The sequence below is a fragment of the Streptomyces capitiformicae genome (assembly GCF_002214185.1).
Classification (GTDB): Bacteria; Actinomycetota; Actinomycetes; order Streptomycetales; family Streptomycetaceae; genus Streptomyces; species Streptomyces capitiformicae.
The window spans coordinates 8379605-8399541 of sequence record NZ_CP022161.1 but is presented as its reverse complement, the minus strand read 5'-3'; the positions used below and the strand labels follow the sequence as shown (position 1 = coordinate 8399541).

The following is a 19937-nucleotide window of genomic DNA, read 5'->3' as shown; positions in this document are numbered from 1 at the left end:
AGCGGGGGCCCCGCACGCCGACGCCATACCCGGCGTCCCAGATCGCACGCTCACCGTAGCCCGAACGGCCCAGCCCCCCACAAGCCCGGGAACGGCCCATCACACGAGCGAGCCAACACGACCTCCCGCATGCTGCCCGGCGAGCAGTTCCCAACCCCCGGAGCGGGCCCTCGTACGTCGTTAAGGTGAACCCCATGCGCACACCCCCACGCTTCGATCGCGGCCACACCGACGACCTCATGACCTTCCTGGCGGCCAGCCCGTCCCCGTACCACGCGGTGGCGAGCGCCGCGGAACGGCTGGAGAAGGCCGGCTTCCGACAGGTCTCGGAGACCGACGCATGGGACGGCACCCTGGGCGGCAAGTACGTGCTGCGCGGCGGCGCGATCATCGCCTGGTACGTGCCGGAGGGCGCCACCCCGCACACCCCGTTCCGCATTGTCGGCGCCCACACCGACTCCCCCAACCTGCGCGTCAAACCCCGCCCGGACAGCGCAGCGCACGGCTGGCGCCAGGTCTCCGTCGAGATCTACGGCGGCCCGCTGCTCAACTCCTGGCTGGACCGCGACCTCGGCCTCGCCGGCCGTCTCTCCCTGCGTGACGGCACCAGCCGCCTGGTCAACATCGACAGGCCCCTCCTCCGCGTCCCCCAACTGGCCATCCACCTCGACCGCACGGTCAGCTCCGAGGGCCTCAAACTCGACAAGCAGCGTCACCTCCAGCCCATCTGGGGCCTGGGCGACGACGTCCGCGACGGCGACCTGATCGCCTTCCTGGAGGAGGAGTCGGGCCTCCCCAAGGGCGAGGTCACCGGCTGGGACCTGATGACCCACTCCGTCGAACCGCCCGCGTACCTGGGACGCGACAAGGAACTCCTCGCCGGTCCCCGCATGGACAACCTCCTCTCCGTGCACGCCGGTACGGCCGCGCTCGCCGCCGTCGCCACCTCCGGCGACGAACTCCCCCACATCCCCGTCCTCGCCGCCTTCGACCACGAGGAGAACGGCTCGCAGAGCGACACCGGCGCCGACGGGCCGCTCCTCGGCGGCGTACTGGAGCGCTCGGTATTCGCCCGCGGCGGCTCGTACGAGGACCGGGCGCGCGCCTTCGCCGGTACGGTCTGCCTCTCCTCGGACACCGGTCACGCCGTCCACCCCAACTACGCGGAGCGCCACGACCCGACGCACCACCCCCGCGCCGACGAAGGCCCGATCCTCAAGGTCAACGTCAACAACCGCTATGCCACGGACGGTTCGGGCCGCGCGATCTTCGCCGCCGCCTGCGAGCGGGCCGGCGTGCCCTTGCAGACCTTCGTCTCCAACAACTCCATGCCCTGCGGCACCACCATCGGCCCGATCACCGCCGCCCGGCACGGCATCCGTACCGTCGACATCGGCGTCGCCATCCTCTCCATGCACAGCGCCCGCGAACTGTGCGGCGCCAAGGACCCGTACCTCCTGGCGAACGCGCTGGCGGCGTTCCTGGAGGGCTAGGCCCGCGGCTGGTCCCATGGGCTGGGCCCCTGTCGCCCAGTTACGGACAGCCCCGTCCGGGTACCCGGAACCGACCGGAAGGACCGAACGACCGGAACGACCGGCCGACCCAACCGGACTGGGAGGGAACACTCATGGGCCTGGGCGGGTGCATCATTCTGATCGCCGTGGGGGCCATCCTCACGTTCGCCACCGACTGGGACATGCAAGGGGTCAACCTCGACCTGGTCGGCGTCATCTTCATGATCGTCGGACTCATCGGAGTCGCGACGTTCAGCAGCATCGCCAGGCGGAGGCGCGTCGTGGTGCCGCCCGCGACGCCCGTCATCGACGATGACCGGCACCGCCATCACCGCGACGGCTACCAGGGGTACTGAGGTTGATCACGGCGGTTTGCTGCACGGGCTCACCGACGGTCTCCATTACGATCACGCATATCACCATAATTAGTACATTTCTCTGCGTGAGGAGATCGCATGCCCGACGAGCACCTCAACCGAGTCGACCCGGAGCGCCTTGAGCTGTCTCGCGCGGTCTCTCAGGTGGTCAAGCAGGCAGCGACGATTCTCCAGCAGGAGCTGACCGACGGCTCGGGTCGCGCCACGGCCATGCAGAAGAAGTACGCGACAACGAAGAAGGTCGACCCCAACGAGTTCCAGCTGTTGAGCAGCCGGGTCCGCAAGGACGTGCACGACCTCATCGCGATGGCCGCCGAGATGTTCTCCGAACTCAAGACCAACGAGGTCCAGTCGCTGGTGTCGCGGATGGCCACCGACGCGCACGACGTGGTCGACACCACGATGAACCTCGTCGAGAACACGCCCGCGACCGCCAGGACCCTGGCGAACCTGGGCTTCACCACGCCGCCACCCGCGGGCCCCACGCCGCTCACCGACGACGGCGACACGCCGGCGTCGGATTCCGGTGACGAACCACCGCGCCCCAGCGCCTGAGGGGGGCCGATCCATGACCGCCGAACCGGGCGTGGGCCTCGGCCCCTCAGCCGTGGAATCCGTTCTCACGCGCTACCGCGACCTCACGATGGCGCGGCTGCTGTCGGACATTCCGGACTCGGCGGAGGACGAGCTGTACAGCCTCGTGCGCGACTACCCCAGCCGATCCGGCAAGGGTCTGCGCCCGGCGCTGTGCCTGGCGGTGTGTCGGGCGCTCGGCGGCGACATCGAGAAGGCGATCGACTCGGCGGTCGCCATCGAGCTCACCCACAACGCGTTCCTCATCCTCGACGACGTACAGGACGGCAGCGAGATGCGCCGCGGGGCGCCGACGCTGCCCGCCGAGTACGGCCTCGGGGTCGCGGTCAACGTCGGCAGCGCGACCAATCTTCTGGCGCTGCAGCACCTGATGGCCAACCGGTGGGCACTCGGACCCAACCTCGCGTGGGCGATCCTCCAGGAATCCGCGCTGATGATGCGCCATTCGCTGGAAGGGCAGGCGATCGAAGTCGGCTGGATCCGGAACAACGCCTGCGACCTGGTCGACGACGACTACTACCGGATGTGCATGAAGAAGTCGTCCTGGTACACGTGTATCCACCCTTGTCGCGTCGGCGCCCTCGTGGCCGAGGGCAAGCACAGGGCGACGGCCCGTTTCGACCGCTACGGCTGCTACCTCGGTGCCGCGTTCCAGATCCAGGACGACCTGCTCAACCTGACCGGCCACTACTCGCGGTACGGCAAGGAGATCTCCGGGGATCTCCGGGAGGGCAAGCGCACGCTCGTCCTCATCGAATACATGCGCCGCTGTACCGCCGCCCAGCGGGCGCGGATGGAGCGCTTCCTGGGCAGGACCCGTGCCGCCCGCACCGAGGACGAGGTGCGGTGGGTACGCGACGAACTGCTCGCGTCGGGCTGCGTCGAGACCGTACGGGCGAGGGCGAGGGCCCTCGCCGACGAGGCTCACAGGGAGGCGCTCAAGGCGTTCGACGACAATCCCGACTCCGAGGACAAGCAGTTCCTGCTCGACCTGCCGTACTACATGGTGGAGCGGGACAGCTGAACCGCCTCGGTCCTCGTGTCCGACAGACCGCCTCAGTCCTCGTGTCCGACAGACCGCCTCAGTCCTCGTGTCCGACAGACCGCCTCAGTCCTCGTGTCCGGCCGGGGGCCTCAGTCCTCGTGTCCGGCCGGGGGCAGCTGGATACCGGCCCGGCAGCCGAAGAAGGACGCGTTGGGGCAGAAGGCGTCGAAGCCCATGCCGTAGCGGGCGAAGGAACCCCAGGCCGCCTTGCGGACCTCGGGGTACTCGGCCTCGGTGAACGCCGTGCCCTTGAGGTCCTTCAGGGCCCGCAGGATCGCGCCACGGGCGGTGAGGAACGACGGGTTCTTCGGGGTAAGTTTCAGCCCGTCGACGACGGCCTGCCAGGCGACCCGGTAGCCGCGCTCCTTGCTGCCGAGTTCCGCGCTGATCCGGCGGGTCATCTCCATGAGCGCGGCGCACCAGATCTCGCCGACATTGTGGATCCTCGTGTAGTCGAGCCCGCCCTTGGCCTGCCCGATGTCCCCGAAGCCACCGGGGTAGCGGTCGTCGTACGGCCGCTGGCGGATGCCGCCCGGGTCGTCGACGACCCAGGCGCCGACGACGATGTGCTCCCGCTCCCGGAAGAAGTTGGGGATGGTGAGTGCGAAGTAGTCCGACCAGCCCTCGCCCATCGCCCGGGACTGGTCCTCGCGCAGACCGTTGGCATCATGCAGGCCGCCGACCAGCCGGTTGGTCACACCGTGCGTGAACTCGTGGAAGACGACGTGTGCGTCGTTGGCCGTGTGCCGTCCGGTGCCGGCGACCAGCCCCATGTTCATCTCCGCCGCCCGACCGTCGGGGGGCGTGAGCATGTTGGCCGTCCCGAAGACCGGGCCGGGATGCGCGAGGGCGACGACCGGGTCGGCGCCGTGGCCCAGGCCCGAGAAATTGACGGTCTGGAAGTTGCCGTGCTCCTCCGTGAAGTCGAGCATCACGAAGAAGTCGTGCATGTAGTTGCAGAAGAAGAAGATGTTGGTGACGAGTTGCTCGGGTGTGTCCGGGTTCGGGGCGAACACCCCGTTGCCCGACGTGTCGACGCCGACCTTGAAGCTTTCACCGGTGTCCCCGTCGACGGCGTGCACGTTGTTCCCCGCGGTCGCCACCTGCCCGTTCTGCCGCTCGGCCCATGGCCCGGGGAACCCGGGCAGCGGTTCGGGCGGCGGTTCGACCGGATAGTCGCTCAGCGGTAGCGGGAAGGAAGCCAGGGCGTACCCGGTCTCGGCCGGGTTCTGCCGGAACACCAGTCCTCCGACGACATGGTTCGTCAGGTCCTGGAGGTAGAGGACCTGGGGCGCGGCCTTGTCCGGCGTTCTCTCGTCGGCCTCCACGAGCGCGTGGTACTGCACGGCTCCCTTCGCGCGCGAGAACCTGAACGACCAGGCGAGTCGGACGGTGTCGCCCATGTAGAAGTACACGAGCCGCGCGGGGATCGCCTCGTCGAAGGCGCCTTTGTCGAACGTCATCGGCTGGTCGTTGCGTGCCTGGGAGCTCAGTCGGCGGAGGCCTTCCGAGAGGTCCAGAGCCGGCAGTTCGTCGGTGCCGAAGAGGCCGTCGATCGTGACCGGTTCGGCGGCCTTCGCGGCGCCGGCGGCCAGAGCCGTCTCGACCGGCACCGCCGGCATCGTGGGCACATTGCTCGGCACGCTCGCCGTGTCGCCGACGACTCTGTCGACCGTGCCGTCCTGGCGCAGCCACACCTTGGGAGCCATGCCCCACACGTCGATGCCGTTGAGTGTCTGCTGGAGGCTGACCACGCGCATGCCGCCGCTCGTGGACGTCACCTTCGGATCGGCCTCGAACTCGGCGGGCTCTCCGGCGGCGAAGCCGATCGCCTCCGAGACCGAGGAAAGGTACTCCTTGGCGCGGACGATGTAGTCGCCGTCGGCGGCCTCGGCGCCCGCCCGTTCGGCGAGGTCGGCCGGTGCGCCCTCCACCCGCAGCTCGGTCAGGTGCCCGGTGAAGCGGTTCACCTTGCTGTCGTCGGCGATGAGGGTGTGGTGCACCGACTCCGCCACACGATCGGTCTGGGCGAGGAACGCTTCGGCGCCCCGGACCCGGGCGAGCCGGTCGTACTGCAGATCCCGCTTGTCGATCAGCTGTGTCATGACGGTTGCTCCTGTCGCCGGGTGCGAGGCCCGGCTTCGGCTGTCCTGTTTCGGCTGTCTCGTGGGGTGGAGGCCCGTGTGTCGGGGGTTACGTGTCGGGGTTACGTGTCGGGGGTTACGTGTCGGGGGTTACAGGCCGGCCAGAGTGAGCGCGGTCGCCGTGACGGAGCGGGCGACCGTGGCCGCGAACTCCGGGCTGTGATCCCGGTCGATGAGGGTGTCTCCCGGTGTGTGGTACTGCCTGGTGCCCGTACCGGGCCCGCCGTCCGGAGCGAAGATGTCCTCGGAGACAGCGATGGCCGCCCACCCCCGCTCGTGGAAGCTGGCGTGGTCGCTCCGTCCGATCGCAGGATCGGAGGGGCCCATGAGCTGTTGGACCGTCACCGCGGGGTCGACGGCGGGGACGGTGTCCGCGACGAGAGCGCCCAGCCTGTCGGATGCGTCGACGACCGGACCCGGCACCGAGGAACCGGCGTGGATCTCGACGGTGGGTGTGCTGCCCTGCTGACGCCCCGCGATCATGTCCATCTGGAACACACCGGCGATACGGTCGTCCGCCGCGGCGGCGGCCCGCGCGTAGAACTTGCTGCCGACCAGGCCCTGTTCCTCGGCGTTGAAGAGCACGAAGCGCACGTTCCGGGTCGGTGTCCTGCCCTCCGCGAGCAAGTGGTGCAGGCACTCGGCCGCGGCCATGACGGCGGCGGTTCCGCTGCCGTCGTCGTCGGCGCCCGGTGCGGGGTCCACGGTGGGGTCGTAGGGGCGCGGGTCGCCGTTCTCGTCGACGAATGCGCCGTTGGAGGCAGTGGAGTCCAGATGCGCCGTGATGAGAACCGTGGAGTCCGCCCCGGCCACACGATGCTCGGCCTCCACGTTGAACAACGGGCGTCCGCGCCACCGGAACCGGTGCAGTCGTACATCCAGGCCGAGGTTCTGGAAGCGGTCCGCGAGCGCCTCGACGACTCGGGGGTTGTCCGCGGCGGACGCGTCCCGACTGCGCACCAGCAGCGCCTCGCCGTCTCTGAGCGGTTCGACACCGGAGATGCGCGCGACATGGCCGCGCAGTGCCTGGGGGGTCACGGCCGCCCGTACCGCGGCGATCGTCTCCGGGGAAGGGCGGCCGTCACCGGCTGCCGACGCGGGTCGGCCCGGCTCCGCCGGAACTTCCGTAGCGCCTTCCATCCGTTCCGTAGGGCCTGCGGCGAGTCCTTGCGCCCATGCCTCGCCGGGGCGGGAGAGGAGCGCCGGATCCGGAAGCAGTCGCTCGGTGTGGCCGGGCTTCGCGCCCGGCAGGTGGACGTCCTCGATCGGAGCGCCGGCGGGAACGGCGACATAGACACCGCCCGGCGCGGGGCCCAGTGGGAGGAGCGGCGGGGCCGTGAGGCCGGCGAGTTCGTCGGCTACGACGCCGAAAGCGGACGTGGCACGGGTCGTCGCCCTCTCCGGGACGTCCTCGAAGCCCTGGGCGGGGGTGAGGGGGCGGTCGTCGCGGATCAGGAAGGCCGCCGTGTCCTCCACCGGCCCCCGCAGGTCGACCGTGAACCCGGCCTGTTCGAGTGCCGCGGCGCCGCGCATGCTCGCCATGGCCAGCACGAGCCGCGCGGAGGCGATGTGCACGGGAACGACCTCGGTCCGGTTCGCGACCGTCTCCAGTGCGGGCAGCCCCCGGTCCTCGGGCAGCTCGATCCGAGCCCAGAGGACAGGACGGTTCTCCAGGGCGGCGCCGGTGAACACGGGGTGGGCCGCCGTACGCAGCCCGGCTTGCCCGGCGAACGCGCGCTCCTGGTGGTCCTCACCCACGAAGACGCATTCGCCGGCCGCGGAGGCCGGGATCCCCTCGCCCGCCGTGCCGGCGACCGCCTCGTCGAAGATCTCCCGGCTGTTCTTGGGGCCCCAATGGATGAGCGCGTCGTCCGTGAACCGGCCGGGGAACGCCTCCCGCAGGGCTGACGCGGCCCGCTCCGCGGCGCCTTCACCCGGGCCCGGGTTGGAGATGACGCCCTTGCGTACGTCGCCGAAGGCGTCGAGCACGGCGAGGACGCGGGGCCGGGGCACCAACGTCAGCGAACCGTCCACCTCCTCCCGGGCATCCGCCAAGGTCGCTCCTATGTCGAAGAAGAGCACGGGCATGTGAGTGCCTCCACGAAGTGAACCGGTCCGGAATCGGCACATGACCGAGTGAACGTCCCGGGCGGCGACGGCCGTTCGAGAACGAGGGGAACAGAACCGCGAGAGCGGGACGCGGCGAGAGAGAGGGAACCGTGGACGGCCCCCGCGCCAGCCGTCCACTGCCACACCACACTCCACTGCGGGAATACGCGCCCGACCACTCCATCGTCCGCCTTCGGTTGCGCGCTCGCATCCCGGGCTATAGGCGAATGCCGTTCAACTTCGGACAGTTGAAGGACGCACTGGACCTAGAGACTCTCGTCCATCCCCGCCAGTACCAGCGGCAGCCGGTCCGCCCCGCCGTCCGTGATCCGGACCGGCACGCCCCAGTCCTGCTGGTGGACGTGGCAGGCCGGGTACTCGTTGGCACCCGCGGCGGAGCCGCTGTTGGACGCCGTGTCGTCGCAGGAGGCCGCCATCGCCGAGACGTGCAGTACGCCCTCGGATATGGACGGGTTGAGCTCCAGCGTGCGGGACAGGGCCGGGTCCGCGCCCTCGCCCCGGAGCAGCAGCTCGGGCGGGGTTGCGGAGACGAGGAGACGGGTCGACGGGCCGTACCGTTCGTCGAGCTTCTGGCCGGGCGGGGCCTGGAAGATGACCTCCAACCGCAGGCTGCCGGGGGCGACTTCGGTGGCCGCGCGCTGCGTGCGGTGGGCGACGGCCTCGACCTTCACGGTCTCCTCCGGCAGCCGCAGCCGAGTGAGCCGGTGTCTCGCCGACTCGACGACCACGATGTCGTCCCCGACGAGCACCGCGTCGCTCGGCTCCCGCAGATCCGTGGCAAGCGTGGTCACCTCACCCGTCGCCGGGTCATAGCGCCGCAGCGCGTGGTTGTACGTGTCGCTGACCGCCACCGAACCGTCGGGCAGGACCGTGACCCCCAACGGATGCTGGAGCAGCGCCTGTTCGGCCGCGCCGTCACGGTGCCCGAAGTCGAAGAGCCCGGTGCCGACCGCCGTGTGGACCACCCCGTCGAGGTCCACCCATCTCAGCGCGGACGTCTCGGAGTCGGCCAGCCACAGCCGGTCGGCGGTGGCCGCGAGCCCCGACGGCTGCGCGAACCAGGCGTCCGCCCCCGGCCCGTCCACGAGCCCCTCGTTCGTCGTACCCGCCGCCACGGCCACGGTGCAGTCGGCCGGGTCGTACGTCCACAGCTGGTGGACACCGGCCATGGCGATCCAGACCTTGCCGGCGAAGACGGCCACGTCCCACGGCGAGGACAGGTCGACCTCCCACGCGAGACCCGAGGTCGGCGCCCCCTGCCACCACTGGCGGCCGCTGCCGGCGAGGGTCGAGACCTCACCGGTGGCCGGGTCGAGGCGGCGCAGGGCGTGGTTCACGGTGTCGGCGACGACCACGGTGGCGTTGTCCAGCAGCGCCAGCCCCTGCGGCTCGCTGAAGCGGGCGTGCTCGGCGGTGCCGTCCACAAATCCGCGCTCACCGGATCCGTAGCGCCGTACGACGGTCTCGCCGTCCGCCGCCAGCCGGACCAGCTGGTGCCGGGTCGTGTCGCTGACCAGGAAGTCGCCGTCCGGGAGGAGCAGCGCCTTGCCGGGAAAACGCAGCACCGTCGGCTCCGGATCCGGCGCCACATACGGCCCGTCGCCGCGCCGTAGCGTGCCCTTCGCCCCGTGCTCGGCCTCCAGCTCCGCCACCAGCCGCTCGATGGCGTGGGCATGCCCCTCGCCCGCGTGCTGGGCGACGACATACCCCTCCGGGTCGATCACCACGAGCGTCGGCCAGGCCCGTACCGCGTACTGCTTCCATGTCGCGAGCTCCGGATCGTCGAGGACGGGGTGCTCCACCTCGTACCTCTCCACGGCGTCGACCACCGCCCGGTGCTCCGCCTCGTGCGCGAACTTCGGCGAGTGCACCCCGATGACCACCACCGTGTCCCGGTGCTTCTCCTCCAGCTCCCGCAGCTCGTCCAGGACGTGCAGGCAGTTCACGCAGCAAAATGTCCAGAAATCGAGCACCACTATCTTTCCCCGCAGGTCAGCGAGGGTGTACTGCTTCCCGCCCGTGTTCAGCCAGCCGCCCTTGCCGATCAGCTCGGGGGCGCGGACACGGACACGGCGGGGTGTCGGGTGCTGGGTCGTGGTGTCGTTCATGGGTCCAGAGTGCCACTCGCCCGCCACCCGCTCGCGAGCCTGTGGAAAACCTCGCGGACGGGCCTGTGGACAACTCGCGGAGGCCCGGTGTTCAGGCCAGCGCATGCCCCGTCGTCGCGTCCACGTGGTCCGGGATCTCGTCGTGGCGGTCGCCCACGGTGAGGGTGCCGGTGGGCTCCAGGACGAGGATGGCGGCGCGGGCCGGGGCGTACGGCTTGTGCTCGGTGCCTCGCGGGACGGTGAAGACCGAACCCTGGGGCAGGACGACCGTGCGCTCGCCGGACGGTTCGCGCAGGGAGATGTGCAGTTCACCCTCGATGACCAGGAAGAACTCGTCGGTGTGGTCATGGGTGTGCCAGAGATGTTCGCCCTCGACCTTCGCGACGCGGACGTCGTAGTCGTTGACGGTGGTGACGATGCGGGGGCTCCACAGGGCGTCGAAGGAGGTGAGAGCGTCGAACAGGGAGATGGGTTCGGTGGGTTCCGTGGATTCCATACGGTCATCGTGCGGGTGACGGCATTACCGGACGAGTGCTAGGAATCGCACATGCCGAAAGGATCCTCGCAACACTCTCCACCGCTTCCGCATCGCGTCGCGATCGTCGTCGACGAAGCCACCAACCCCTTCGAGGTCGGCGTGGCGACCGAGTTGTTCGGGCTGCCGCGGCCCGAGCTGGGGCTCCCGGGGCCGCTGTACGAGGTGACGCTGTGCACGCCCCAATCCGAGGTCCGGATGAACCATGGGTTCTTCACCATGACCGGGGTGGCCGGGCTCGACGCCGTCGACGACGCGGACACCCTCGTCGTACCGGGCCGTCCGGACAACGTCGTGCCGCGCGGTCCCGCAGTGCTCGACGCCATCCGGTGCGCCCACGCGCGCGGGGCACGTGTCGTGAGCTTCTGTACCGGCACTTTCGCCCTGGCGGAGGCCGGGGTCCTCGACGGGCGCCGGGCGACCACCCATTGGCGCTGGGCCGACGCGTTCCGGGAGCTGCATCCGAAGGTGCGGCTGGAGCCGGACGTGCTGTACGTGGACGAGGGCGACCTGCTGAGCTCGGCCGGGAGCGCGGCCTCGCTCGACCTGGGGCTGCACATCTGGCGCCTGGACCACGGCGCCGAGATCGCCAACGCGGTGAGCCGGCGACTGGTCTTCGCCGCCCATCGCGACGGCGGACAGCGGCAGTTCGTGGAGCGGCCTGTTCCGCACATCCCGGACGAGTCCCTGGCCCCCGTACTGGCATGGGCCCAGGAGCGGCTCGACGAACCCCTCTCCGTCGCGGACCTCGCCGCGCGGGCGGCCGTCTCGCCCGCCACCCTGCACCGCCGTTTCCGCGCCCAGCTCGGCACGACTCCCCTGGCCTGGCTCACCGGAGAACGCGTGAACCTGGCCCGTCGGCTCATCGAACGCGGCGAGGAACGGCTCGACATCGTCGCCGAGCGCAGCGGACTCGGGACCGCCGCGAACCTCCGCGCGCGGTTGCGCCGGGAGACCGGACTGAGCCCTTCGGCCTACAGACGACGTTTCGGAGCGGGCCCCGGGAAACGGAACGCCTGAGGGCATGAGATTCCAGACCGCGCGCCACCATGGTGATCGAACGGGACGGCGAGCCCCTCGCGCCTATCCGTCGCACACCAGGGTGGCGGGCCGTTGACGCAGGTCAGCGGCGTGGCGTCGGCAGTCCCAGCACCCTGTCCTTCAGGGCCGGGAACTGTTCCCGTGTCGTCGGGACCTTCGTCGGGTCGAAGTCGACGGTGAGAATCTCCTCGTCGGAGCCGGCCTCCGCGAGGACCTCGCCCCAGGGATCGACCACGATCGAGTGACCCGCCTGCGGAACTCCCGCGTGCGTACCGGCCGTTCCACACGCGAGGACGTACGACTGGTTCTCGACCGCTCGGGCCTGGGCGAGAAGGGTCCAGTGGGCGCGGCGGCGTTCGGGCCAGCCGGCGGGGATGACGAGGGTCTCGGCGCCCGCGTCGACGAGGCCGCGGAAGAGTTCGGGGAAGCGCAGGTCGTAGCAGGTGGCCAGGCCGATGGTCGTCTCGGGGAGGCGGAGCGTCACCAGCTCCGACCCCGCGCCCATCAGTACGGCCTCGCCCTTGTCGAAGCCGAAGCGGTGGATCTTGCGGTAGGCGGCGGCCAGTTCGCCGGAGGGGGAGAAGATGAGAGACGTGTTGTAGAGGGGGCCCTCAGGGTCTCGCTCGGGGATCGAGCCGGCGTGCAGCCAGACGCCCGCGTCGCTCGCCGCCTTGGCCATCACCTCGAAGGTCGGCCCCTCCAGCGGCTCGGCCTCGGCCGTGAAGGACTCGAACGCGAATGCGCCGGTGGTCCACAGCTCGGGAAGGACGACGAGATCGGCGCCGGCCTGCTCCCGTACCAGTGACGCCACACGCCGCCTGCGCGAATCAACCGATTCGTCCTCGTTTACACCGATCTGGATGAGCGAGGCGCGCACACTACCACCGTCCTGGCATTCGAGCCGTCCATATCGGGCCTACGATCGTCACACGAAAGCACTGCCGGGGTGCCTCTCAGCAGCGTAACTTAACGTTCCACAGCACCCACCGACAGCCGCCGACGCCCACTCCCGCCGTCAACGCCGACGCCCCCACCCACGAAGACCACCCACCACGTAGCCGACACGTACCGACTGTACTGACACGTACCGACCGCCCGAGGGGTCCCGTTCCGTGAGTCTGCATCCCACTCTCCAGCCCTACGCCGACGCCTGGACCCACTCCGTGGACGCGATATCCGAGCTGGTGTCCCCACTCGTGGAGGGGGAGTGGAACCGGCGGACACCATGCCCCGGCTGGTCGGTGCGCGACGTGGTCTCCCATGTGATCGGCCTGGACTGCGAGATGCTCGGCGACCCGCGGCCGATCCACACCCTCCCGCGCGACCTCTACCACGTACGGACCGAGCACCAGCGGTACATGGAGATGCAGGTCGACGCCCGGCGGCACCACACCGCCCCGGAGATGACCTCCGAGCTGGAGTACACGATCATCCGCCGCAACCGCCAGCTGCGGAACGAGTCGAGGGACCCGGGCCACAAGGTGCGCGGCCCGCTCGGCACGGAGGTGACGCTCGAGCAGGCCATGCGCAACCGCGCGTTCGACGTGTGGGTCCACGAGCAGGACCTGCGCGCCGCGCTGGGCCGGCCGGGGGACCTGGACTCGCCGGGCGCGTACGTCGTCCGTGACGAACTGCTCTCCGTACTGCCGAAGGTCGTCGCCGAGGACGCGCGGGCGCCGCGCAGTTCGGCCGTCGTCTTCGACGTGCACGGCCCGGTGGAGTTCATCCGTACCGTCCGTGTCGACATGCAGGGCCGCGGCACCCTGGAGACCGCCCCCGCCCTCGGCCCCGCCGCCACCCTCACCCTCGACTGGGAGACCTACGTCCGCCTCGCCTGCGGCCGCGTGACCGCCGACCTCGTCGCCGACCGCATCAAGGGCGAGGGCGACCCCCAGCTGATCGCGGAGATCCTGCGGTCGTTCGCGGTGACGGTGTAGGGCCACCGAGGCCGGCGCGCGACCTCAGCGTCGGCTCACGCCGGTACGTGCACCGTCTCCACCCTGCTCGCCACCAGGCGTTCCCGCTCTCGGCGGGCCGCTCGGCCGCGTAGGCGGAGGATCTGAGTCAGGCCCAGGGCCTGGAGGGCGAAGACGGCGGAGAAGGCGATGCGGTAGTTGTCGCCGGTCATGTCCAGGAGCACGCCGACCGCGAGCAGGGTCGTCATCGAGGCGACGAAACCGCCCATGTTGGTGATTCCGGAGGCGGTGCCCTGACGCTCGGGCGGGTTCGCCGGGCGGGCGAAGTCGAAGCCGAGCATCGAGGCGGGGCCACAGGCGCCGAGAACCGCGCACAGGAGGATCAGGAGCCACATCGGCGCGTGCTCCGCGGGGTACAGGAGCGTGGCCGCCCAGACCGCCGCCGTCGTGAGGACCGTGCCGAGCGCCAGCGGCAGCCGTGCCGCGTGGTGCCTGGCGACGACCTGGCCGTACACCAGTCCGACGGCCATGTTGGACAGGACGACGAGGGTGAGCAGTTCACCGGCCGTGCCCCGGCTCAGCCCCTGCGCCTCGACCAGGAACGGCAGCCCCCACAGCAGCAGGAACACCATCGCCGGGAACTGGGTGGTGAAGTGCACCCACAGCCCGAGCCGCGTCCCCGGCTCCCGCCAGGACGCCATGATCTGGCGGCGGACGTACGCCGCCCCCTGGTGCGGGAACGGCTCCGGCTCGTGCCCGTCCGGGTGATCCTTGAGGAACAGCAGCACGAGGACGAGGACGACGACCCCGGCGGCGGCGCTGCCCAGGAACGCCGCCGTCCAGCCCACCCCGTGCAGCAGCCGGGCCAGCACCAGCGTCGAGACCAGGTTGCCCGCCATTCCGGCCAGCCCCGCGAACTGCGCGATCAGCGGCCCGCGCCGGGCCGGGAACCAGCGGGTGCCCAGCCGCAGCACACTGATGAACGTCATCGCGTCACCGCAGCCCAGCAGCGCGCGCGAGGCCAGCGCCATCCCGTACGACGGCGACAGCGCGAAGCCGATCTGGCCGGCCGTGAACAGCAGGACACCCAGGGTCAGCACCTTCTTGGTGCCGAGCCGGTCGACCAGCAGCCCGACGGGTATCTGCATGCCCGCGTAGACCAGCAGCTGAAGTATCGAGAAGGTCGACAGGGCGGAGGCGCCCACATGAAAGCGGTCGGCGGCGTCGAGACCGGCCACGCCCAGCGACGTACGGAAGATGACGGCGACGAAGTAGACCGCGACACCGGTGCCCCAGACGACGAGGGCTCGCCGGCCGCCGGGCGGATCGCCGGGGAGAGGCCCCGAGGAGGCTGAGGACGCCGAGGATATGCCGGGGCGGCTCAACGGATCTCCCCTCGCGCCAGGTTGGAGAACCAGCTGACGTGCCGGTGCACGAGGCCCACCGCCGCCTCCGCGTCGCCCGCGCGCAGTGCCTGCAGGATCTCCTCGTGCTCGCTCAGCGTCTTCGTGATGCGGTCGGGGTGGGCGTGCATCACGGCGACGCCCATGCGCAACTGCCGGTCGCGGAGCTGGTCGTAGAGGCGGGAGAGGATCTCGTTGCCGCCGCTGCGGACGATCTCGGCGTGGAAGCAGCGGTCGGTCACGGCGGCGCCCGCCAGGTCCCCGGCGGCGGCCTGTGCCTTCTGCTTCTCCAGCAGTTCCTCCAGGCGCTCGATCAGCTGCGGCGAGGCCGGGACCGTCTTGCGGACCGCGTGCTCCTCGACCAGCTGCCGGGTCTCGACCACGTCCGCGATCTCCTGCGCGGAGACGGGCAGGACCAGGGCGCCCTTCTTCGGGTAGAGCTTGATCAGCCCCTCGACCTCCAGCCGCAGCAGCGCCTCGCGCACCGGCGTCCGGGACACCCCGACCGCCTCGGCCAGCTCGCCCTCGGTGAGCAGCGTGCCTCCCTCGTAACGGCGCTCCAGAACGCCCTGTTTGACATGGGTGTAGACGCGGTCCGCGGCGGGCGGCTGCTTCACGGCGGGGGCTGGGGCGGAGGACATGTCCACAGCATAGATACAACACGTACCCATCACCGCCCCCGTCCACGATCCGGGATGGTGACCCCACCCTGAACCCCCCGGGCGGCTGTGAGATGGACTTGAATTGACCCCCGCCTCACCCACCGCACAACCTTTTGTGCTACTCACTTGTCATACGAGAAGCGGCCGTGCTGTGCCTGAATGTCGGCGCCCAAGTGGCCGCACTCCTCAGACATTTGACGCAATCGGGGTATTTGACTTGATGACCGCCATAAAGGGCGCACGTGTCCGCAGAGCCGCTGCCGTCGTCGTGACCTCCGGTGCGATGATCGCGGCCGGAGTCGTCACCACCGCTCCCGCGCATGCCGCCGTCACGAAGCCGACGATCACCGCCGCGGGCGGGTTCGTGATGAACAACGGCACGGGCAAGACGCTGTTCACCAAGGCCGCCGACACGCCACGCAAAACGGGTTCGACGACCAAGATCATGACAGCCAAGGTCGTGCTGTCGCAGAAGAACCTGAACCTGGACGCCAAGGTCACCATTCAGAAGGCGTACAGCGACTACATCGTCAAGAACGGAGCCTCCCACGCCGGCTTGATCGTCGGCGACAAGGTCACTGTCCGTCAGCTCCTCTACGGGCTGATGCTCCCTTCGGGCTGCGACGCCGCATACGCGCTCGCTGACAAGTTCGGCACGGGCTCGACTCGTGCAGCGCGGGTGAAATCGTTCATCGCCAAGATGAACTCCACCGCCAAGAGCCTCGGCATGAAGAACACGAAGTTCGACTCGTTCGACGGCATCAGCAACGGCACCAACCAGTCGACGCCCCGAGACCTCACCAAGCTCGCGAGCAACGTGATGAAGAACTCCACGTTCAAGACGATCGTGAAGACGGTGACCACCAAGCAGAAGGTGACAACCAAGAGCGGTGGCTACCGTTACTACACCTGGGAGAACAGCAATAAGTTGCTGCTGACCGGCTACGCGGGCGCAATTGGCATTAAGACCGGCTCCGGCCCTGAGGCCAAGGCCTGCCTCGTGTTCGCCGCCACTCGCAATGGCAAGACAGTCATCGGCACGGTCCTCACCGCTCCGACGCCCGGTGACCGTCTCGCGGACGCGAAGAAGCTGCTGAATTACGGCTTCAAGGTCTGAGTTTCCGAATACGCACAGGGGGGCCACCGCTCACCAGCGGTAGCCCCCTTCGGCGTTTCAGCCCGGGCCACCTGGTCCAGGCAGTATGCCCCGGAGCCTAAGGAGAGCGAACAAGCGTCCGATGAGCCACTGGGTCTGATGATTACCCAGGAAGTATCGGGTGTGCGTGCTGTTGTCGCACTACGGTCCGATGGCATGAAGCTGGTGGTCCAAGTGAAGCTGCTGCCGACGCATGCGCAAGCGTCGGTGCTCGAGGCGACGCTGCGCGCCTGCAACCGTGCCGCCACGTACGCCTCGCACGTGGCCTTCGCCAAGAAGTTAAAAGACCGTAATGGCCTGCAGAAAGAGGTGTATACGGACCTGAAGACGGCCTTCGGGCTGTCGGCCCAGCCTACGGTACGGGCGGTGAAGAAGGTCGTAGACGCATACACGACGCTGAAAGCCAACCTCCAGGCCGGAAACCTGGGGCTGCCCACCTCCAAGCGGTACCGAGCAGCCGTCAGCACCCCCATCAGCTTCCGTCCGGAGGCGGCTCAGCCGTTCGATGATCGCTGCCTGTCCTGGCAGTACGACGCGCGCACCGTGTCCATCTGGACGGTGGACGGGCGGATGAAAGGGATCCGATTCGCCTGCTCACTCGACCAGCTCAAGACCCTTGTGCAGTACCGCAAAGGCGAGAGCGACCTGGTGTGCCGGGGCGGCAAGTGGTACCTCGTCGCCACCTGCGACATCCCGGAGCCCGAGCTGTATCAGCCGGTCGATTGGATCGGGGTGGACCGGGGCATCGTCAACCTGGCCACCACGTCCGACGGAACCAACTACCAGGGGCGACGTCTGGGCCGCTACCGGCGCTGGCAGGACCGTAAGCGTGCTGAACTACAGGCCAAGCAGACCCGCTCGGCCATCCGCCGTCTAGCGCGCCGAGCTCAGAAAGAGAAGCGTCATGCCGGGCAGGTAAACCACCGCATCAGCAAGGAGATCGTGTCCGTCGCGCAACGCACCGGTCGCGGGGTCGCCGTCGAGGAACTCGGCGGAATCCGCGAGCGGGTACGGCTACGCCGCGACCAGCGGGGCACCCTCTCCTCCTGGCCTTTCCACCAACTCGGACAACACCTTGCCTACAAGGCCCGGCAGGCCGGGGTGCCCTTCCTCGAAGTGGATGCGGCCTATACCTCGCAGCGCTGTCCGCGCTGCGGACATACCGAGCGGGCCAACCGGTCCGACCGGGACCATTTCTGTTGTCGTCGGTGCGGGCTCGCTGGCCCGGCCGATGTTGTCGCCGGGGTCAACGTGCGCAACCGCGCACGCTCGGCGTGGGTGTTCGTCACCGCACCCGCACCCTCCCCCTGACATTCGTTCGGGGGCTGGGTGGATGCGACCCGTGACCGTCCTGTCGTAGGGGACAGTCGGGAGCGCGACAAGGTGTGAAACGACCGAGTGCACAAACTCGGCCGTTCACGGCCGAGGAGGTGACATGATCGAACCCAGCAATGCCCGCCAGGATCCACTGGTTCCGGCAGCCGATGTTTGCAAGCAATTGGCCACACCAACTCTCGAGAGACTCTCTCCGACCCCGTCCCAAAGGAACACCGAGAGATTCCTGAGACTGTAACTGGAGGTTACGGTCTCAGCATTCACGCAGGTAGAGAGTGGCGCCGAGACATGAATTTCCTCAGTCTCCGGACGCTGATTCTCCTCGTCAACGCCTGCACGAAGTTCGACTGCGCCCCCTTCAAACAGTGGGTCGCCGAGGTGATCGAGACGCTGCTGCGTAAGCACGCCTCTATCTACCCCCTGGGGCGCGACGGAGGAAGGGGCGCCGGTGTACGTGCTCAGCCGAGGCTGACGGCACCTGAACAGGCGCCAAAGCAGAAGGGGTCGGTCGCAAGTCGAGTTTGCGGCCGGCCCCTTCCCGTTGAGCCTATCCGGTCGAGCGACTCACGCCCAGGTAATCAGCCTCTTCGGCTGCTCCAGAATCGCCGCCACATCCGACAGCACCTTCGAGCCCAATTCCCCGTCCACCAACCGGTGGTCGAAGCTCAGCGCGAGGGTCGTCACCTGGCGGGGCTTCACCTTGCCCTTGTGGACCCACGGCTGGAGCCTGATCGCGCCGACGGCGAGGATCGCGGATTCGCCGGGGTTGAGGATCGGTGTGCCGGTGTCGATGCCGAAGACGCCGACGTTGGTGATGGTGACCGTGCCGCCCTGCATCGCGGCGGGGCTGGTGCGGCCCTCCTTCGCCGTGGAGACCAGCTCGCCGAGGGACTCAGCCAGCTCCGGCAGCGTCTTCGCGTGGGCGTCCTTGATGTTCGGAACGATCAGGCCGCGCGGGGTGGCCGCGGCGATGCCGAGGTTGACGTAGTGCTTGACCACGATCTCCTGGGCGGCCTCGTCCCACGACGCGTTGATGTCGGGATGACGCTTGATCGCCACCAGCAGAGCCTTGGCGATCAGCAGCAGCGGATTCACTCGCAGGCCCTGGAACTCCTTGTCCTGCTTGAGCTCCTCGACCAGCTTCATCGTGCGCGTCACGTCGACCGTCACGAACTCCGTGACGTGCGGCGCGGTGAACGCCGAGCCGACCATCGCCGCCGCCGTCGCCTTGCGGACGCCCTTGATGGGGATACGGGTCTCGCGCGCGCCCTCGTACGACACCACCGGCGCCGGGGCGACCGCGGGGGCCGCCGCGACGAGCTCCGGGGCCTTCGGCGGGGCCACGGCCGCGTGCACGTCCTCGCGAGTGATGATGCCGTCCGGGCCGGACGGGGTGATCGTGGCCAGGTCGACGCCGAGGTCCTTGGCCAGCTTGCGCACCGGCGGCTTCGCCAGCGGTCGCGGCTGCGCACCACCCCCGTGGCCGTTCAGCTCACCCTGGATGCTCTGGAGGGCGGAGGAGCCATACAACGTGTCCTCGGGCGGAGCCGCGGCGGCGGGCACGCCCTTGCGGGGGCGGCGCTTCGTGGAGGACTCGGCGACCCCGTAGCCGACGAGGACCGGCTTGCGTCCCTCGGGCTTCTTGGCCGCCGGCTCCGGCTTCGGCTCGGCCTTCGCAGGGGCCGCCTCCTCGACCGGCGCCGCGCCACCCGCCACGTCCACCGCGATGATCGACGTGCCGACGTCGACCGTGGCGCCTTCGGCGAAGTGCAGCGCGCGTACGACACCGTCGTACGGGATCGGCAGTTCGACGGCGGCCTTGGCCGTCTCGACCTCGCAGACGATCTGGCCGTCGGTGACCGTGTCACCGGGCTGGACGTACCACTTGAGGATCTCGGCCTCGGTGAGCCCCTCGCCCACGTCGGGCATCTTGAACTCGCGCAGAGACGTGTCTGTCATCGTCGTCACGGACCTCTC

At 69.3% G+C, this 19937-nt stretch carries 16 protein-coding genes and 1 pseudogene; 9 read left to right on the top strand and 8 right to left on the bottom strand.

Features of this window, described 5'->3' with window-relative positions; translation table 11 throughout:
- Positions 1–194 precede the first annotated feature (194 nt).
- From CES90_RS37755 to CES90_RS37740, 4 genes are all read left to right on the top strand, one after another.
- A complete protein-coding gene (locus CES90_RS37755) occupies positions 195–1493 on the top strand; it encodes a M18 family aminopeptidase (RefSeq protein ID WP_189780813.1) in 1299 nt (432 codons plus the stop codon).
- Positions 1494–1627: 134 nt separating this feature from the next.
- A complete protein-coding gene (locus CES90_RS37750) occupies positions 1628–1870 on the top strand; it encodes a DUF6458 family protein (RefSeq protein WP_189780814.1) in 243 nt (80 codons plus the stop codon).
- Between the two features lie 99 nt (positions 1871–1969).
- Complete coding sequence (locus CES90_RS37745; protein ID WP_189780815.1) at positions 1970–2446, top strand: hypothetical protein; 477 nt, start codon at positions 1970–1972, stop codon at positions 2444–2446.
- 13 nt (positions 2447–2459) lie between these two features.
- Positions 2460–3509, top strand: a complete 1050-nt coding sequence (locus CES90_RS37740; protein WP_189780816.1) for a polyprenyl synthetase family protein — start codon at positions 2460–2462, stop codon at positions 3507–3509.
- Positions 3510–3619: 110 nt separating this feature from the next.
- Here the strand turns inward: CES90_RS37740 and CES90_RS37735 are convergent, their stop codons facing one another.
- The 4 genes from CES90_RS37735 to CES90_RS37720 all read right to left on the bottom strand — a co-directional run bounded on the left by CES90_RS37735 (position 3620) and on the right by CES90_RS37720 (position 10408).
- Positions 3620–5635: a M36 family metallopeptidase gene (locus CES90_RS37735; protein ID WP_189780817.1), complete on the bottom strand. Its 2016-nt coding sequence runs from the start codon at positions 5633–5635 to the stop codon at positions 3620–3622.
- A gap of 129 nt (positions 5636–5764) precedes the next feature.
- The gene (locus CES90_RS37730) at positions 5765–7762 is read right to left on the bottom strand and encodes a M28 family metallopeptidase (protein WP_189780818.1); all 1998 of its coding nucleotides are present in this window, start codon (positions 7760–7762) and stop codon (positions 5765–5767) included.
- Between the two features lie 287 nt (positions 7763–8049).
- Positions 8050–9912: an NHL domain-containing thioredoxin family protein gene (locus CES90_RS37725; RefSeq protein WP_189780819.1), complete on the bottom strand. Its 1863-nt coding sequence runs from the start codon at positions 9910–9912 to the stop codon at positions 8050–8052.
- 91 nt (positions 9913–10003) lie between these two features.
- A complete protein-coding gene (locus CES90_RS37720; RefSeq protein WP_189780820.1) occupies positions 10004–10408 on the bottom strand; it encodes a cupin domain-containing protein in 405 nt (134 codons plus the stop codon).
- Positions 10409–10459: 51 nt separating this feature from the next.
- Here CES90_RS37720 and CES90_RS37715 point away from each other — a divergent pair, with 51 nt between their 5' ends.
- A complete protein-coding gene (locus CES90_RS37715; RefSeq protein WP_189780821.1) occupies positions 10460–11467 on the top strand; it encodes a GlxA family transcriptional regulator in 1008 nt (335 codons plus the stop codon).
- 103 nt (positions 11468–11570) lie between these two features.
- Here the strand turns inward: CES90_RS37715 and CES90_RS37710 are convergent, their stop codons facing one another.
- The gene (locus CES90_RS37710) at positions 11571–12365 is read right to left on the bottom strand and encodes a carbon-nitrogen family hydrolase (RefSeq protein WP_189780822.1); all 795 of its coding nucleotides are present in this window, start codon (positions 12363–12365) and stop codon (positions 11571–11573) included.
- A gap of 235 nt (positions 12366–12600) precedes the next feature.
- Between CES90_RS37710 and CES90_RS37705 the strand changes: the two genes are divergently transcribed.
- Positions 12601–13425: a maleylpyruvate isomerase family mycothiol-dependent enzyme gene (locus tag CES90_RS37705; RefSeq protein WP_189780823.1), complete on the top strand. Its 825-nt coding sequence runs from the start codon at positions 12601–12603 to the stop codon at positions 13423–13425.
- Between the two features lie 35 nt (positions 13426–13460).
- Here CES90_RS37705 and CES90_RS37700 read toward each other — a convergent pair whose 3' ends face one another.
- Positions 13461–14789, bottom strand: a complete 1329-nt coding sequence (locus CES90_RS37700) for an MFS transporter (protein ID WP_229913581.1) — start codon at positions 14787–14789, stop codon at positions 13461–13463.
- The gene (locus CES90_RS37695; protein ID WP_189780824.1) at positions 14786–15448 is read right to left on the bottom strand and encodes a GntR family transcriptional regulator; all 663 of its coding nucleotides are present in this window, start codon (positions 15446–15448) and stop codon (positions 14786–14788) included. The genes CES90_RS37700 and CES90_RS37695 overlap by 4 nt, the downstream gene beginning before the upstream one ends.
- A gap of 241 nt (positions 15449–15689) precedes the next feature.
- On the opposite strand from CES90_RS37695, the gene CES90_RS37690 reads away from it, so the two are divergent.
- From CES90_RS37690 to CES90_RS50415, 3 genes and pseudogenes are all read left to right on the top strand, one after another.
- The gene (locus CES90_RS37690; protein ID WP_189780825.1) at positions 15690–16586 is read left to right on the top strand and encodes a D-alanyl-D-alanine carboxypeptidase family protein; all 897 of its coding nucleotides are present in this window, start codon (positions 15690–15692) and stop codon (positions 16584–16586) included.
- A 195-nt stretch (positions 16587–16781) separates the two neighbouring features.
- Positions 16782–17936, top strand: a complete 1155-nt coding sequence (locus CES90_RS37685) for an RNA-guided endonuclease InsQ/TnpB family protein (RefSeq protein ID WP_189780826.1) — start codon at positions 16782–16784, stop codon at positions 17934–17936.
- A gap of 140 nt (positions 17937–18076) precedes the next feature.
- Positions 18077–18362: pseudogene (locus CES90_RS50415) on the top strand (BRO family protein); the annotation flags it as partial.
- A gap of 162 nt (positions 18363–18524) precedes the next feature.
- Here CES90_RS50415 and CES90_RS37680 read toward each other — a convergent pair.
- Positions 18525–19928, bottom strand: a complete 1404-nt coding sequence (locus tag CES90_RS37680; protein ID WP_189780827.1) for a dihydrolipoamide acetyltransferase family protein — start codon at positions 19926–19928, stop codon at positions 18525–18527.
- Positions 19929–19937 lie beyond the last annotated feature (9 nt).